A 14,325-nucleotide genomic window follows, 5' to 3' on the forward strand; every position below is an offset into this window, starting at 1 on the left:
AGAAAATGGGGTTTACGTGTCTTTTTGTCCAAAGGGAGGACAAAATTTGTGCGAGTTTTATTAGACTTGAACGACATGCAAGAAAATTTAAAATCAAATGGTTATACGAATCGGAAATTGGCAACAAGGTTTAAAGTGACACATACAACAGTAAATAGCTATTTTAAAAAAGAAGATAAATTTGATTTTATGCATTTAGTTGACGCCCTCAGGTTATATAAGCCTAAAGATGTAGAATTTAGAAGGGCTTGCATTAAAGGATATATACCGAGATTGTCTCATAAAAACTTAAAACTAGCGTTAGAGGTTCTAGATATGTTTGGAGAATATGATCTTCAAGATATAGTCATGAAACAGATAGCAAGTTATAAAACTAGTAAAGAGGAAAAAAGAGGAATTTCAAAAACTGTACGGATAAATTTGAATTTGATTCCGTTATATAAAATGTTACGAGAAAGAAGCGAGAAGGCAATAACCCCTAAGATTTATTTTGAGAAAGTCGATAAAATGAGAAAAAAACAAAAGTATGTTGATAATGAACTAGTAATAATATTGGTTTTAAATACAATATACTCTTTTTTTGATTTAGGTAATTATAAGATGGTCAATGAATATATTCAGCAGTTATTACCTGATATTTTAAAAATTAAATGTCACACATTGAGAGATTCGCTTTTATTGAGAATAAAAGAAATGCAAATTTTCGTCGCACTTCATGAAAACGATCTAGAAAAGTCACGTGAACTTTGTTTAGAAATAATAAATGACGAGACGAATTGTTATGTTAGTACTAAAGCTGTAGCATATTGTAAAACTGGAGAAAGTTTTGTTTTCTCTGATTATCAAAGAGCCAAAGAGTATATGGAGAAAGCACTATCCATTATTGGAAATCCAGTAAACAGGAAATTAGAAATAAGAAGAGAAAAGGTATTAAATACGCTTTTATTCTTAAAGATATATCATGATAAAGATTTGCATACTATAAACATTGACGATTTAGATGAAGCTGAGAAGGCGTTTTTATATGTAAAGCTGGGTGAAAGTGAAAAGGCAATTAAAATACTGAGGAATTTACAAGACGAAAACGGTTATCTTAGTAGTTTCCAATTGTACTATATGGGACTTGCGGTTGGCGGTGAGGAAGGAAAGAAATACTTAGAAATGTCCGCAGAAAGTTTTTCTAAATCAGGTGATTTTTTCTATATTTACCTACCAAAAACAGCCTTAGAATGTTATAATTGAATTATACATAAAAGGTGGTGAAACACTTGAAAAATAAGCTTGTAAAAACAGTTTTAACTATTGCTGCAGTAGCTTGTCTTTCTATCGCAGCTTTTCAGGTGACTGAAAAAGATAAGGTGCAAAGCGCTAAAGAACAGAAAACAACTTTATACATGATTGATCCCGGCCCAGGAGGCGGGTAATTAATATAAATATTAGAAATGAGACTATCAAATAGATAGTCTCATTTCTGCTTTATAGGGAATGGAAACATTTTGACTAAAACGACAAAAACTTTCCACTTTAATGATTAATATATAATAAAAAAGGGATGCAAGGGGAGAATTAGAGATGACTAAAGAAGAGATTGTAATGCTATTTTTAGATACAGTGGAAGAATTCGCACCAGATAAATTAGAAGAATACATAGCAGAAATCAAAAAAAATAGCCATTCCTAATTCGGGAGGCTATTTTTCCGTTTTATTATGGTGATTGCTAAGAGCTTTAGCGATAGCTAACATTTGGTCTAATGCCATATCTTCTTTATCTTTCGGAAGAGGATCTAACCACGCCATAATTTCCTTAAACTTCTCATATTTATCGTCATTAATATTTACTGTCTCATTTTCTCCGTATAGATAATCTACAGTAACATTAAATCTCTTCGCTATTTTCTCTATTGTTTCACGACCAGGAAACGCTTTTCCATTCTCAAACTTCGAAACAGTTCCTTTAGTTAGATCGACTTCTTTACCGAATTGTTCTTGGCTCATTTTATTTTCTATCCTAATTTGTTTAATCCTATCTTTCATTTCCACTTTAAAAAACTCCCCTTGTCACGACTTATCGTAAATCACGTTAATTTCATTATAAAGTTTCCTGAGAGGAAACGTAAAGAGGAAAAAAGTTTCCTTTTATGAAATTATTTTATAAAAAGTACTTGAAGTTTCATACAATGAAACATATAATAAGTTTGTAAGCATCAGAAGGGAGTGATCAGATGCAGAACGAAACAGCAAAAACAGAACTTCAAAAAGCATTTGAAGAATCTGGTCTTAAATATCACGAATTAGCTGTTATGGTTGGTATATCGAAGTCATACTGCTATAAGATAATCAATTGGAACTTAAGAGTCTACTATGATGTAGCAGTTAAAATAGCAAATGTTTTAGGGAAAGAAACATCAATACTGTTTAAAGAACAAGAAAAAAATTTTAAACACGAAGTTTCATAGAATGAAACTTTAAAAGGGGGTAAAAGAAAATGAATCAATTACAAGTTTTCAACAATGAAGAGTTAGAAAGTAAAGTTCGGGATATATGCCATCGAATTGAACAGATGCCACAAGATAAACAAAACCAACTTTTGAAAATTTTAAATAGCTTCATGAATAGTAAGGATGAAAGCAAATGAATGAAGTGATGAGCTTATCAAACGACATCAACGTCATCACAGCAGAAATAAAAAGTTACCAGCAAATCGCAGGACAATCGATATTCGAAATGGGTAAACGGTTGAAACATGTTAAAGAAAATGATTTAGCACATGGAGAGTTTGCTAAATGGGCAAAAGAAACGTTCGGTTTTCATGCAACAACTACAAGTCGAATGATAGCAGCTTACGATCAATTCGGTGAAATTAGCGACGTCGCTAAAATCGGGAATGGTCAAATATTCGAAATGCTAACGCTCCCTTCTAATATAGATCGCCAACAATTCATCGAACAACCACACATCATCCCATCAACAGGAGAACAAAAAACAGTCGATGAAATGACAGTTCGCGAACTTCGTGAAGTGAAGAAGTCCCTTAAAGAAAAGGACAAGCTGTTAGAACAAGCAGAGCGCAAAATGCAAGAATCACAAAGGGAATTAGAACAAGCAAGAAAATCAGAACAAGTCGCAATGAAACAACTAGAAAACGTACATAATCAAGAACCCCAAGTGATTGAAAAAGAGATAGTAAAAGAAGTACCTGTCGTTCCAGATGATCTCCTTAACGAGATTGAAAGGTTAAAAGTAGAAAATCAAGAGTATAGAGATAACGCTGATTTCTACAAACAAAAAGCTGATGCGTTATCCAAAAATGCGAACGACATGGAAAAAGAAGAAAAATCAATGAATTACATCTCTAATAAGAACGTTCATAACCTTATTGCATACATGGACAAGTTCTTAAAAGATGCAGTGGTTTCTTCTCTTATGAGGGGTTCAATAGCGAATTCGAGTGATGCTACCAAAGATTTACTTAATTCACGTATTCAAGCCTTTCAAGAGTTCATAAACGATTTAAAAATCGCTCAAACAGGCAGAAAAATTAGTTAACTGGAGGAATGGAAATGGATCCAATTAGACAATTACCAATCACACTTAACGAATCAGGGGATTTAGTTATTAAAAGAAGTAACGATGTAATGATTGAAAAATTATTCGCATTAGTACAAACGCAATTCGCGAGTCAAAGCAACATGTTAGAAGGAGTAGGGCAAGATGTAGGGAAGCTTGGCGAAGCGATTGATATGCACACAGAAAAAGTCGAAACACTAGACCAAACTGTAGGGAGTTTTGACGAAAGACTAACAAAAGCGCAGTTATCGAACGTAGCATCAAAAATAATTCGTGATGATTTGCAAAAAGATCGTCATCGAAAAGCGCAACAATTTGTAGGAAACAAAGTACAACTCACATTCGAAGCGATGGAAGGCTCGAAAAATGACTTAGAACAAGCAGTTCGAGACTTGATTAAGAAAGATACAACGAAGGTTATGAGACAAGTAACCTCTTATTTAAAACAACAATTAGGGTTGAAGTCAATTGACGATATACCGAATTGTTTAGTCAAAAAGCACAAACAACTCCTTAAAGAGCTCACATGGAAAAAATTAAATAACTTCACACAAAAAGGTGGTAAGTAAAATGACAAACGTAGATAAATACACAGTAATTAAAGCGAAATTATTTGGTGAATTACTGAAACATTTAAACGATGTAGCTACATCGTTAAGTATTCAGTATGACGATATGTCAGAAGAAATGGATAAAAACAATCATAATTTGCATGAAGCGTCTCTTGAAGAGTTAGAAGCCATGCTAGAGAAGAATGAAGAGTTATATCGCGAAATCAGCGCGTTGTTAATTACAGAAGTAGACAAAATCCATGAAGAAGTAATGGCAATCTCTTAGAACAGGAGGCGGTTTAAATGATGGAAGAAAGTACATTATCACTAGCAATCGTAGCAGCGGCAATATGTTTATTCGTATACCTAGTACACCGAATTGATGTTGTAGCAAAGAGAGCAGGATGGCTTGAAGATGACGAATAGAGAACAAAAAGACAAAGAAGAGAAAGCGAACATCATCAAAATGATACGAGATTTACGAGCTAGAGGGATACATAACAGCGCAGATAAGGTTGAGGAAATGCATAAGGAGTTTATTACTCTAGCTAAATAGGACAAGCGTTGTGCTTGTCATCATGATCAGGAGCGGACACCTTTCCCCCTCCACCTCGTTTCTGGTCATGATGATGCGTACAGCATCAAAACAAAATAAAAACCATTCGACTACGCCTAATCGAATGGTTCGTGAAACGACACAATAAATTGTACCACTATTATATCACAGTCGTTTCTCTCAGTAAATAAGGAGGAATGTGGAAATGAAAGATGGCGTAGTTTTAATGTATTGCAAGGATGGAGTGTTATATCCGGTAGCACTAACAAATGAGCAAAACGAAATGCTTCAAATGTCAGCAATGTTATTCCAACCATTAAAAGTTATTTTTGATAAACCGCAGGGACAAGCTATCAACTTAATGGAGGGACGCAAAAATGATTGAAAATCCAATAACTTACGGAAATCATCACGATTCATCAGCAAGAGACTTTATTGAATACTGTGAAGGTTGTCAGGGAGAAATCTATTACGGAGAAAGTTGCTTAGATTTCGGTGGAGATTACCTACATGCAGATACAGAGTGCATTACTCAATATGTGAAGTCTCATTCTACACAGAAAGTAGCAGGTGAATAAGATGGAAGCAAACGTACTTATAACAACTGAAGATATGGCCCATGAACAATGGTTAGAAGCTAGAAAAGCTGGTATTGGTGGTTCTGATGCAGCAGCTATTGCAGGGTTAAATAAATGGAGTTCTCCAATTGGAGTTTACTACGACAAAACAAGTGAAACAGTTAAAGATCAATTGCCAAGCGAAGCAGCTTACTTCGGCAATGTGCTAGAGGAAATTGTAGCAGAGGAATTCAGTAGACGCACAAATATAAAAGTTAGAACATGCAACGCAATCTTACAACATCCTGAATACCCTTGGATGCTAGCAAATGTGGACAGGCTGGTTGTTGGCGAAAAGGTAGGACTTGAGTGTAAAACCGCTTCTGAATATCTAAAAAAAGAGTGGGAAGGTGAAGAAATCCCAGCTTCTTATCTTCTACAGTGCCAACACTATATGGCAGTTACAGGTTATAAAGCATGGTGGATTGCGGTATTAATTGGCGGTAACAAATTCATCTATAAAAAGATTGAACGTGATGAAGATATCATTCAGTACCTAATCGATATTGAAAAAGACTTCTGGTTAAACCACGTTGAGAAGGGGATCCCTCCAATGTTTGATGGTTCAGAAGCATCATCTACATTACTTAAAGAAATGTATCCGGATTCGGTTGAGGATAGCGAAGTCGAGCTAGGGAATGAAGTCGAGATATTAATAGAAGCTCGTGATCAGGTAGATAAAGAAATTAAAGCATTAGAAGAACAAAAAACAGAGTACGAAAACAAGATTAAAGCAAAACTTGGCTCAAATGAGATTGGTAAAACAGAAAATTATAAGGTTTCTTGGAAAACACAGGTTTCTAATCGGATTGATAGCAAGCGTTTAAAAGAAGAACAACCGGAATTGTACAAACAGTATACAAAAGAATCTAAAAGCAGAAAGTTCAGAGTTAAATAGGGAGGAAATGAACAATGGCAAACAATGAATCTATTAAAAATCAATTAGCAAACCGTACTGAAAATAAACCAGCTAGCCCTGAGCAAACAGTTGAAGCTTATATGAAGAAAATGGGGCCGAGAATGGCTGAAGTATTACCAAAGCACATGGATATGGACCGTATGAGCCGTATAGCACTTACAACAATTCGAACTAACCCAACGCTATTAGAATGTACTGTTCCTTCTCTTATGGGAGCTGTGATGCAAGCGGTACAACTTGGATTAGAACCAGGGTTACTTGGTCATTGCTACTTGCTTCCGTTTAACAAAAACGCAGGTACAAAACAGAATCCTCAGTGGGTTAAGGAAGTTCAATTTATCATCGGCTACAAAGGAATGATTGATTTAGCAAGACGTTCTGGTCACATCCAAAGTATTTATGCTCATGCGGTGTACGAGAATGATGAGTTCGAATATGAATTAGGATTACATCCTAAATTGACGCATAAACCTTCATTTGGCGATAGAGGGAAGTTTATTGGAGCGTATGCAGTAGCTCATTTCAAAGATGGTGGATACCAAATGGAATTCATGCCAGAAAGCGAGATTGAAAAACGAAGAGGTCGTTCCAAATCAAAAGATTTTGGCCCTTGGAAAAGTGATTATGAAGAAATGGCTAAGAAAACAGTCGTGAGATCGATGTTTAAATACTTACCAATCAGTATTGAAGTTCAAACGCAAGCACAGCATGACGAAGTAGTACGAAAAGATATTACAGCAGAACCAGAGTTTATTGAAGCAGAAGAAACAAATGAAGAAACAGCAAATCAAGAACAATCAGAAATTGTATTTGAACAATGATTGAAAAACAAAGTAAAGTGCTCCTTCCGGCTTGGTGCTGGGAGGATGCCAAATCAACAGATGAAGTAAAACGAAATGTACTGAAATATATAAATCCAAAACGCTACCCAGGTTATAGGGTCCTGAAAGTATCGAAAGGATTTGCTATCTGCGAACGGAGTGATGGTTGATGTTTAAGATACCTGTGAGAAGACAAACGCAAATAGAAATGATACAAGCTACAAATGATTTGATTGAAAGAGGTTTTGATTTCTTAACACCAATTAAGCCGATATATAAGAACGGTAAGTTTTATGAACAAAGCGGTAGAAGTTTTCAAGGTAAACATGAATTTAGAACAATCGGCTACGTGGATAATGTCAGCTACGAATGTTGGATGAAGAAGGTGAACTAAATGAGTAGTAACATATTTCAACTAGAAACATTTGCAAGAAGCGGATATATGGTGCGACTCGCTTATGTAGATATAACTGAAGATTTAATTGCAGGGATTTTACTAGGACAGATTGTTTATTGGTACATGCCAAATGAGCAAGGTAAGAGCAAGCTACGAGTTAAAAAGAATGGTGAGTTTTGGTTAGCTAAAGGTCGTGAAGATTGGAGAGAAGAGATACGTATCACTCCTAAGCAATATGACAGAGCAATTAAGATTCTCATTAATAAAAATTTAGTAGAAGTTCAAAAATTTAAATTCAATGGTGCTCCTACTAATCATATTAAGTTGAATATTTCCGAAGTTACCCAAAGGGTAAAATCCATTTTGACCTTTGGGGAAAATCCAAATCCCCCTTTGGGTGAAATGGAACTTACCGAAAGGGTTAATTCTTTAACAGAGAATACTACAGAGACTACAACAAAGAAAAAGACTTCTTGTCAAAAGTTTTCAACTTCCGACCTGGAGAACGCGAAATTGTTATTTGAATTAATGTTACTAAACAATCCATCAGCAAAAGAACCTAACTTAGAAAAATGGGCTAATGACTTCCGTTTAATGAGGGAAAAAGACAATAGAACGGATGAAGCAATTAAATACCTTATTAACTGGACACAAAAGGATGACTTCTGGAGTACTAATATTCTTTCTCCAGCTAAGTTAAGAAAACAGTTTGATGCATTAGTAGTGAAGATTAAGAAAGAGAAAGCAAAAACTCAGCCTAAAGTTGTTAAAGGTAAGAAAGAGTTAAGAGAGGAGGACTTTGACCTTGAATAAGAAGCAAACGTTTGAATTATTAAAGGCAATTAGTGCATTGTATCCGATATTTGAAGTGACACAAATGAAAATTGATTTATGGACTACTATTCTATCGGAACAAGAATATGAGGAAATGCTTAAGAACCTTTCTAACTATGCAAAATACAATCAATTTCCTCCTAAACCGGCTGACTTATTAAAAGAAGATCATGAAGTGAAATATACAGGGCCAACTGTTGCGGAGACAAAAACAATGTTTAATCGGTGGGATGAAAATAGCAAAGACGTGGCGCCGCCGGAGGAACGGGAAAAGCATCTAAAAGAAATAGCAAAGATATTGGGGATTAAACGGAGGGGAAGACAGTGAGTCACACTTTAGATTACGAGGGGTTATATAGCATTCAAGCGGAGCGGGGTCTTCTGGGAGGACTGTTATTAGTTCCAGACAAGATAAAAGATATTAATTTACAACCTGAGCAGATGTATCGTCCTCAGCATGTCCATATCTTCCGTACAATGCTCGAAATCGATGGCGAAAACGAACCAGTAGACTTTGTAACAATGACCGCTAGATTGGCTGAGAAAGGGCTTATAGAGGATGTCGGGGGAATCGGTTATCTTGCTCAATTATCAGAAACAACACCAAGCACTTCTAATATTAAATACTATGAAAAAATCGTGTGGAGTAAATGGCGAGATCGAGAGGTTGTTAGAAATACAGAAGCGTTAAAACAGGCGGTTCATAGCGGAAACGATACAGAACTTGCTATACAAACGCAAATGGCAGCGCTACTGAACTTAAGCAGGGAAGACAAGAACAGTGACGGGCGGATTCAGAATGGGCTTGTTAAGGTATTCGAACAGCTAGAGAATCCAGTGCGTGGATTGGTCGGAATGGACACAGGATTCACCGAGTTAAATCGCATGACGGCAGGATTTAAACCACACGAATTTATCATTGTAGCAGCAAGGCCATCGGTTGGTAAAACAGCATTTTGCTTAAATATAGCAAGCCATGCAGCGGGTGAATACGAAGAGGGTGATATTGTCGCTGTTTTCTCACTCGAAATGGGCGAAGAAGAATTGCTAAAACGAATGGTCAGTATTAATGGGAATGTAGATGGGAACCGTATCAAAACGGGTGAATTAACTGATGAAGATTGGCAAAAAGTATCGCAAGCCATGGGAGTTTTAAACAATAAGAACCTTAGAATCTTTGACGAAGCAGGAATTACAACGAACTTTATCTGGTCAAAAATTAAAAAGTTACGTGATGAATCACCAGGTAGACGAATCATGGTAATCATCGACTACTTACAGCTTATAACAGGCAATCCGGTACATAAGGGAAACAGACAAGCAGAGATTGCAGAAATTAGCCGGACACTGAAAACGATGGCTCGCCAATTAAATGTATGTGTGGTCGCTCTATCTCAGTTGAGCCGTGGTGTAGAACAGCGCCAAGACAAAAGACCTATGATGTCTGATTTACGCGAGAGTGGGCAAATAGAGCAGGATGCAGACGTCATAGCGTTCCTTTATCGGGAAGATTATTACGATAGGGAAACAGAAAATAAAAACACAATCGAAATCATTATAGGGAAGCAAAGGAATGGTCCAGTCGGTGTAGTGGAATTGGCATTCATTAAGGAATATGGAAAGTTCGTTAACTTGGAAAGAAGATTCGATTCATAACGGAGGGGAAGCAGATGCCAAAACTTGAAACGGAAGTAGATAAAGAAAATTACACAATGGTTTTGCAAGATAAAAAATATATGAAGAAATCGCGTCGTAACTTATATATCGCTTTAGAAGAGTTGGACCTGGTATTTGATGAAAGCGAAGTAATTCGATTACAAGAAATGTGGAAGGAAGGCAAAGGAATCCTTGAAATCGCAAAAGAGTTGGGAAGACATCAATTAGAAATTGCCGCTCTTATTATGGATCAGGCAGATAAAAACTTGATTAAATCCCGTCCAATGGGGTTAGGGGCATGAAACAACTGACACTAGAGGATGTTGTGGGGAGTTTCGATTATGCAGCAACAAGTACGGCCGAGCGATTCCTTGCGAAACCTACCTCTATAACACCGACATACGAAGTTCATTTCTATGACCAGGACGAAAGACAAAAAATAGATTGGTTTGACGTGAAAACAGAGAGCGAAGCATGGAGCGCGGCAGTGAAAGAGCATGGCAAAGGTATTCAGAAGATTGAAATAAAATATTCGGAACGTACAAGAAAAGAAATCATGGCATTGGATTAGGAGGGTGCAAAATGACGGTTTATATGCTAGTACCAACTGAAGAAGAATATGAAATAGCTGCAAAAAACGGAATTAGCAAAGAAACGGTATACCAGCGAATCCACTATAGAGGAAAGACGGTAGAACAAGCGATTACAGAACCGTTGCAGAATGGGAAGTTTTCGAAAAAATATCAGAAGTACATCGAAATTGCAGAAAGAAACGGGATTTCTTATCGGACATTTCATGCAAGAATGACCAAAAAGACAGTTCGTAAATGGACACCTGAAGATGCGGCAACTATCCCTCCTAAAAGAACTGGGAGAGTAAGGAAAACAAAGGCTAATTCTCTTACAGAAGAAGATTATAAAACAGCAGAGAAAAACGGAATCTCTAGAAAAAACGTGAATCAAAGGGTGGATTTATATGATTGGAGTATTGAAAGAGCTATAACTGATCCAGTGGGAAAGAGAAATAAGAAAGATAACAATACACGGATGCTTGTGATTGCTGCGCAAAACGGGATAAGCGCTTCAACTTATTACAGAAGAATTAGAGAAGGGATGCCACCACGCGACGCAGCCATGAAACCTAAGGGCCACTCAGCATATATAGAAGTAGCCAGGGAAAACGGAATAAATGATATTTGCTTCTATAAAAGAGTTGAAAGAGGAATGCACCCGTACTTAGCAGCAACCAAACCAAAGGACAAGCGTGGAAGTACGAAAAAGAAACAAATTAGCTAGGAGGCAAATAAATGAAAGAGTTAGATGTGTTTTTTAAAACTCTTAATGAAGAGTTGAATGGAGAACAAATGGAAGTTGGAGATGAATTTGTATACACATGTAACAACGCAGTAGTCATTTTCGCAATGGATTATGACAAGCAAGGAAATAGGAATCTAGACGTCAGAATTATTGGCGGAAAGGCAGTTCACATAGATACAGAATTACCGATTTTCGAATAGGAGGCAACATGGACAGGCAAGACGTTTTAATCAACAAATTAATCGATAATCACATATACAAGCTACCGGATGGGCGCGACTTATTTGAAGGGAGTTGCGAGGAACTGGCGGGGCTGTTGGAAGAAGGAGACGGAGAAAAATGAACTTAGTTAGATGTGTTAAATGTAATACACCAGTGTTATCTACAGATTCTATGCAAGAACGATTGATGGAAGAAAAAAATGAATTAGTGAAGAAAAAAGACAATATACAAGCGAAAATCAACAAATTAAAACAAAGAGGAGCGCATGAATCAACTTATAAAAGAATGAAAATGGATAATCACCTATTAGGCATAAAAATTGGAGAGGTTAATTCATATTTAAAATTGTTAAAACATCAAGAACGAGAAACAGATGTAAACAAAATAATGATCGACATTCTAATGGATGAACTTAAAAAGCATGGATATAAAAAAGAATTTTTTGTTCAAGCGAACAAGACAGCCAATGAAATCAAAAATGAACGACAAAAACAATACAAGAATACCAAAAATGATATTTATAACAAAGTTAAACATAATGATTGGCACAATTCAAAAGGTCAATACGATCCTACTGCTAAAATGGCAATCGATAAAACTATGAAAATATAAAAAAGACCTGCGGTAGTATGTCAACTGAAAAACAACAGAATTTTTAGTTATCAAAGTACTATTTATTTAAAAAAGACATCACGAAACTAGACCAGTAATACATGTAATTTACTGGAAATTAATTGAAAGGTAGCGATGACAAGTTTTATGTCACACTTTCACGCACCTTTCTGGCGTAAAGAGTTGGTGACTACGTAGTAGCGCATCCACCAATCGCACAAGTTTTCTTGCGGTTAGAACGAGTGCACGTTTGTGTTGATGTTTTGGTACTTCATTATATTTTTTCACGTAATATTCTTGGTAATCAGATACATGCCTTCTTACAGAGTTGGCGGCTTCAACTAAGTAATACCGCAAGTAATGATTTCCATTACGAGATAATGAAGTGTTTTCTGCGGTGAATCGACCAGACTGGTGCGTACGCCAATATAATCCGGCATATTTTGCTACCTTGGTTTCATCATCAAATCTTTCGATTTGACCAATTTCAGCGAGAATACCGGCGGCGAACACAGGTCCGACTCCAGGAATGGATTCAAGTGTTTGAGGCAATCCAGCCATGATTCGCTTAATGGATTTTTCTAGTTCTTTGATTTGTTGTTGATAGGTACGAATGACCGCAATAGATGTTCCGAGAAGGACATCGATGGAGTCTTCCACAACCTTATCCAAACGATAGGAAGAGCGAACAGCCTTTTGAATGGTTGATGCCACACATTTTGGGTCACCAAATCGGTTTTTTCCTTTCACTTGTAGGAACTCAGCGAGTTCCTCTAAAGGCATGTTGGCTAGCTCTTCTAGACTGAATTTTTCAAGGAACAATTCCATCATGGCGTTGCCAAATATAGAAGAGTCCACCTCTTGTGAGAACGTATTACATTTATAACTTAGGTGTTGTAAAAAATGTTGTTTTTCCTTTGTCAACATTCTAACGAGCTGATAACGAGATCTTGTCAATTGCTGTAGTGCCACATACTGGCTTTCTTTTACGATAGACATTTGATTTCTTCCGAACCGTAAATAGTCAGCGATGACGAAGGCATCAATCTCGTCTGTTTTATCCATGTCAGAATAGCTTTTCTTGAAGTTTGCAATTTGTTTTGGATTCATTAGAAAGACTTTTGCTCCAAAGCTTTGTAAGTCTTCATCATAGTGAAGAAACATAGATGGATGAAAACTATAAACAGATGTGGATTCTAAGCCGATTTTAAAGGTTTCAACCTCTTGAGTGGCTATACGTTGTAATAATCGCTCTTTAAGCGCTGTGGCACCTGGTAAATCATTATTGACTGAAAAGGAGTCTAGCTTTTCTCCTTCACCATTTAGAATACAAGCTTTTATATCAAACGAACTTACATCTAGACCAACAAATAATCTCACGTAAGAGACCTCCTTTCGATTTAGAATCATTTCTTGGACGCCTCGAGATATCTCTAGTGTGTACGCCGACCAACAACCTCGTGTATGAGAGCTTGTCCTGAATCGAAAGCCGCCCTAGAGCTACTAACATCTAGGTTCGAGGGTCAGGCTGCTCAGCCTGCGAGTAGGGAGTCCCGCACGTTCACTGAGAAACACTCTTTTTTATGTGGTATATCCACAGGAGAAATTAGAATTGTCCCAAATGATCCTACAATCATTATCTAGAAATATCTTGAGACATCCAAGTATTAATTTACGGGTCTCTTATTAAGGGAATTTAAAGCTGAAATAACAGCTTAAATATAATATACGAGGAGAGAATGATATGAAATATACACAACATGGCACGTTTGAAGTAACTCAATTATTAGCAGAGGCGAAGGAGAATGAAGAGAATGGCAAATATAAAATCGTTATGTATACAAAAAACGATTGTCCAAATTGTAAGAGGGCGAAATTTATGTTTGAAGCGTGCCCGGTAGAGATAGAAATAATAGAAATTAATGTAGATAACTCAAGCGATACAGATAAAGCTTACAAAAATCTAAAATCTAACGGTATTCATAGTTTACCAGCGTTTAAGTTTGAGAATGGGAATATAGTTGTTGGATTCGAAGAAGGAAAGATTATGAAGGAATTAGGACTTTAGGAGGGATTGCATGAAGAAAGAAACGAGAATTCAACTCGAATCGGAATTAGAAAGTGTTAATTCTGATATAAGCAACATGAAACTACATTTAAATATGTTAGGGCTTGAGAAAAAGAAAACAGAAGGTAATTTATACGATTTAATTACACGCAAGAAACAAATTGAAGGTTCATTAAAAGGGGCGTAAC

The 14,325-nt window shown here is 36.4% G+C and carries 27 protein-coding genes; 25 read left to right on the forward strand and 2 right to left on the reverse strand.

Translation table 11 applies throughout. From position 1 onward, the window contains the following. Positions 1-48 precede the first annotated feature (48 nt). The gene (locus QCI73_RS30150; RefSeq protein ID WP_200730707.1) at positions 49-1,242 is read left to right on the forward strand and encodes an AimR family lysis-lysogeny pheromone receptor; all 1,194 of its coding nucleotides are present in this window, start codon (positions 49-51) and stop codon (positions 1,240-1,242) included. A gap of 26 nt (positions 1,243-1,268) precedes the next feature. Next, on the forward strand, positions 1,269-1,424 hold the full coding sequence (locus QCI73_RS30155; RefSeq protein WP_200730747.1) for a hypothetical protein: 156 nt from the start codon (positions 1,269-1,271) through the stop codon (positions 1,422-1,424). Between the two features lie 265 nt (positions 1,425-1,689). Here the strand turns inward: QCI73_RS30155 and QCI73_RS30160 are convergent, their stop codons facing one another. After that, the gene (locus QCI73_RS30160) at positions 1,690-2,040 is read right to left on the reverse strand and encodes a helix-turn-helix domain-containing protein (RefSeq protein ID WP_200730706.1); all 351 of its coding nucleotides are present in this window, start codon (positions 2,038-2,040) and stop codon (positions 1,690-1,692) included. A gap of 182 nt (positions 2,041-2,222) precedes the next feature. Here QCI73_RS30160 and QCI73_RS30165 point away from each other — a divergent pair, with 182 nt between their 5' ends. The 21 genes from QCI73_RS30165 to QCI73_RS30265 all read left to right on the forward strand — a co-directional run bounded on the left by QCI73_RS30165 (position 2,223) and on the right by QCI73_RS30265 (position 12,069). Next, the gene (locus QCI73_RS30165; protein WP_144474067.1) at positions 2,223-2,456 is read left to right on the forward strand and encodes a helix-turn-helix domain-containing protein; all 234 of its coding nucleotides are present in this window, start codon (positions 2,223-2,225) and stop codon (positions 2,454-2,456) included. 29 nt (positions 2,457-2,485) lie between these two features. Further along, positions 2,486-2,635: a hypothetical protein gene (locus QCI73_RS30170; protein WP_200730705.1), complete on the forward strand. Its 150-nt coding sequence runs from the start codon at positions 2,486-2,488 to the stop codon at positions 2,633-2,635. Continuing rightward, positions 2,632-3,546, forward strand: a complete 915-nt coding sequence (locus QCI73_RS30175; RefSeq protein ID WP_200730704.1) for a DUF3102 domain-containing protein — start codon at positions 2,632-2,634, stop codon at positions 3,544-3,546. Before QCI73_RS30170 ends, QCI73_RS30175 begins: the two co-directional genes overlap by 4 nt. Before the next feature lie 14 nt (positions 3,547-3,560). Then, complete coding sequence (locus QCI73_RS30180; RefSeq protein ID WP_200730703.1) at positions 3,561-4,136, forward strand: hypothetical protein; 576 nt, start codon at positions 3,561-3,563, stop codon at positions 4,134-4,136. Position 4,137: 1 nt separating this feature from the next. After that, a complete protein-coding gene (locus QCI73_RS30185; RefSeq protein WP_200730702.1) occupies positions 4,138-4,404 on the forward strand; it encodes a hypothetical protein in 267 nt (88 codons plus the stop codon). A gap of 17 nt (positions 4,405-4,421) precedes the next feature. Beyond that, entirely contained in the window at positions 4,422-4,544 is a 123-nt protein-coding gene (locus QCI73_RS30190; RefSeq protein WP_265176818.1) for a hypothetical protein, read from the forward strand. Then, the gene (locus QCI73_RS30195; protein ID WP_200730701.1) at positions 4,534-4,674 is read left to right on the forward strand and encodes a hypothetical protein; all 141 of its coding nucleotides are present in this window, start codon (positions 4,534-4,536) and stop codon (positions 4,672-4,674) included. Before QCI73_RS30190 ends, QCI73_RS30195 begins: the two co-directional genes overlap by 11 nt. A gap of 205 nt (positions 4,675-4,879) precedes the next feature. Next, a complete protein-coding gene (locus tag QCI73_RS30200; RefSeq protein ID WP_200730700.1) occupies positions 4,880-5,059 on the forward strand; it encodes a hypothetical protein in 180 nt (59 codons plus the stop codon). Next, positions 5,052-5,252, forward strand: a complete 201-nt coding sequence (locus QCI73_RS30205) for a hypothetical protein (protein WP_200730699.1) — start codon at positions 5,052-5,054, stop codon at positions 5,250-5,252. Before QCI73_RS30200 ends, QCI73_RS30205 begins: the two co-directional genes overlap by 8 nt. 1 nt (position 5,253) lies before the next feature. After that, positions 5,254-6,189, forward strand: coding sequence for a YqaJ viral recombinase family nuclease (locus QCI73_RS30210; protein WP_200730698.1), 936 nt, complete (start codon positions 5,254-5,256; stop codon positions 6,187-6,189). Positions 6,190-6,203: 14 nt separating this feature from the next. Beyond that, a complete protein-coding gene (gene recT / locus QCI73_RS30215) occupies positions 6,204-7,031 on the forward strand; it encodes a recombination protein RecT (protein ID WP_200730697.1) in 828 nt (275 codons plus the stop codon). A gap of 169 nt (positions 7,032-7,200) precedes the next feature. Beyond that, a complete protein-coding gene (locus QCI73_RS30220) occupies positions 7,201-7,425 on the forward strand; it encodes a hypothetical protein (RefSeq protein WP_200730696.1) in 225 nt (74 codons plus the stop codon). Beyond that, positions 7,426-8,241, forward strand: a complete 816-nt coding sequence (locus tag QCI73_RS30225; protein WP_200730695.1) for a hypothetical protein — start codon at positions 7,426-7,428, stop codon at positions 8,239-8,241. Continuing rightward, positions 8,234-8,590 carry a replicative helicase loader/inhibitor gene (locus QCI73_RS30230; protein WP_200730694.1) on the forward strand — a complete coding sequence of 119 codons (357 nt, stop codon included), beginning with the start codon at positions 8,234-8,236 and terminating at the stop codon, positions 8,588-8,590. The genes QCI73_RS30225 and QCI73_RS30230 overlap by 8 nt, the downstream gene beginning before the upstream one ends. Next, the gene (gene dnaB, locus QCI73_RS30235; RefSeq protein ID WP_200730693.1) at positions 8,587-9,918 is read left to right on the forward strand and encodes a replicative DNA helicase; all 1,332 of its coding nucleotides are present in this window, start codon (positions 8,587-8,589) and stop codon (positions 9,916-9,918) included. The genes QCI73_RS30230 and dnaB overlap by 4 nt, the downstream gene beginning before the upstream one ends. Positions 9,919-9,974: 56 nt before the next feature. Then, the gene (locus QCI73_RS30240; protein WP_414160105.1) at positions 9,975-10,220 is read left to right on the forward strand and encodes a helix-turn-helix domain containing protein; all 246 of its coding nucleotides are present in this window, start codon (positions 9,975-9,977) and stop codon (positions 10,218-10,220) included. After that, positions 10,217-10,489, forward strand: coding sequence for a hypothetical protein (locus QCI73_RS30245; RefSeq protein WP_200730691.1), 273 nt, complete (start codon positions 10,217-10,219; stop codon positions 10,487-10,489). Before QCI73_RS30240 ends, QCI73_RS30245 begins: the two co-directional genes overlap by 4 nt. 11 nt (positions 10,490-10,500) lie before the next feature. Further along, positions 10,501-11,214: a hypothetical protein gene (locus tag QCI73_RS30250; RefSeq protein ID WP_200730690.1), complete on the forward strand. Its 714-nt coding sequence runs from the start codon at positions 10,501-10,503 to the stop codon at positions 11,212-11,214. Between the two features lie 11 nt (positions 11,215-11,225). Further along, positions 11,226-11,435 carry a hypothetical protein gene (locus QCI73_RS30255; RefSeq protein ID WP_200730689.1) on the forward strand — a complete coding sequence of 70 codons (210 nt, stop codon included), beginning with the start codon at positions 11,226-11,228 and terminating at the stop codon, positions 11,433-11,435. A gap of 8 nt (positions 11,436-11,443) precedes the next feature. Next, positions 11,444-11,578: a Fur-regulated basic protein FbpA gene (locus tag QCI73_RS30260; protein WP_200730688.1), complete on the forward strand. Its 135-nt coding sequence runs from the start codon at positions 11,444-11,446 to the stop codon at positions 11,576-11,578. Then, positions 11,575-12,069: a hypothetical protein gene (locus QCI73_RS30265; protein ID WP_200730687.1), complete on the forward strand. Its 495-nt coding sequence runs from the start codon at positions 11,575-11,577 to the stop codon at positions 12,067-12,069. Before QCI73_RS30260 ends, QCI73_RS30265 begins: the two co-directional genes overlap by 4 nt. Before the next feature lie 150 nt (positions 12,070-12,219). On the opposite strand, the gene QCI73_RS30270 is transcribed toward QCI73_RS30265, so the two are convergent. Then, complete coding sequence (locus tag QCI73_RS30270) at positions 12,220-13,449, reverse strand: IS110 family RNA-guided transposase (protein ID WP_127063753.1); 1,230 nt, start codon at positions 13,447-13,449, stop codon at positions 12,220-12,222. 364 nt (positions 13,450-13,813) lie between these two features. On the opposite strand from QCI73_RS30270, the gene QCI73_RS30275 reads away from it, so the two are divergent. Together QCI73_RS30275 and QCI73_RS30280 are read left to right on the forward strand one after the other, a co-directional pair. Next, positions 13,814-14,137 (forward strand): glutaredoxin family protein, encoded by a 324-nt coding sequence (locus QCI73_RS30275; RefSeq protein WP_234449419.1) that lies wholly within the window; start codon positions 13,814-13,816, stop codon positions 14,135-14,137. A gap of 10 nt (positions 14,138-14,147) precedes the next feature. Continuing rightward, positions 14,148-14,324: a hypothetical protein gene (locus tag QCI73_RS30280; protein WP_198174701.1), complete on the forward strand. Its 177-nt coding sequence runs from the start codon at positions 14,148-14,150 to the stop codon at positions 14,322-14,324. Position 14,325: the final 1 nt, after the last annotated feature.

This window comes from Bacillus cereus group sp. MG16, from assembly GCF_040459875.1.
In the GTDB taxonomy this organism is placed as follows: domain Bacteria; phylum Bacillota; class Bacilli; order Bacillales; family Bacillaceae_G; genus Bacillus_A; species Bacillus_A paranthracis.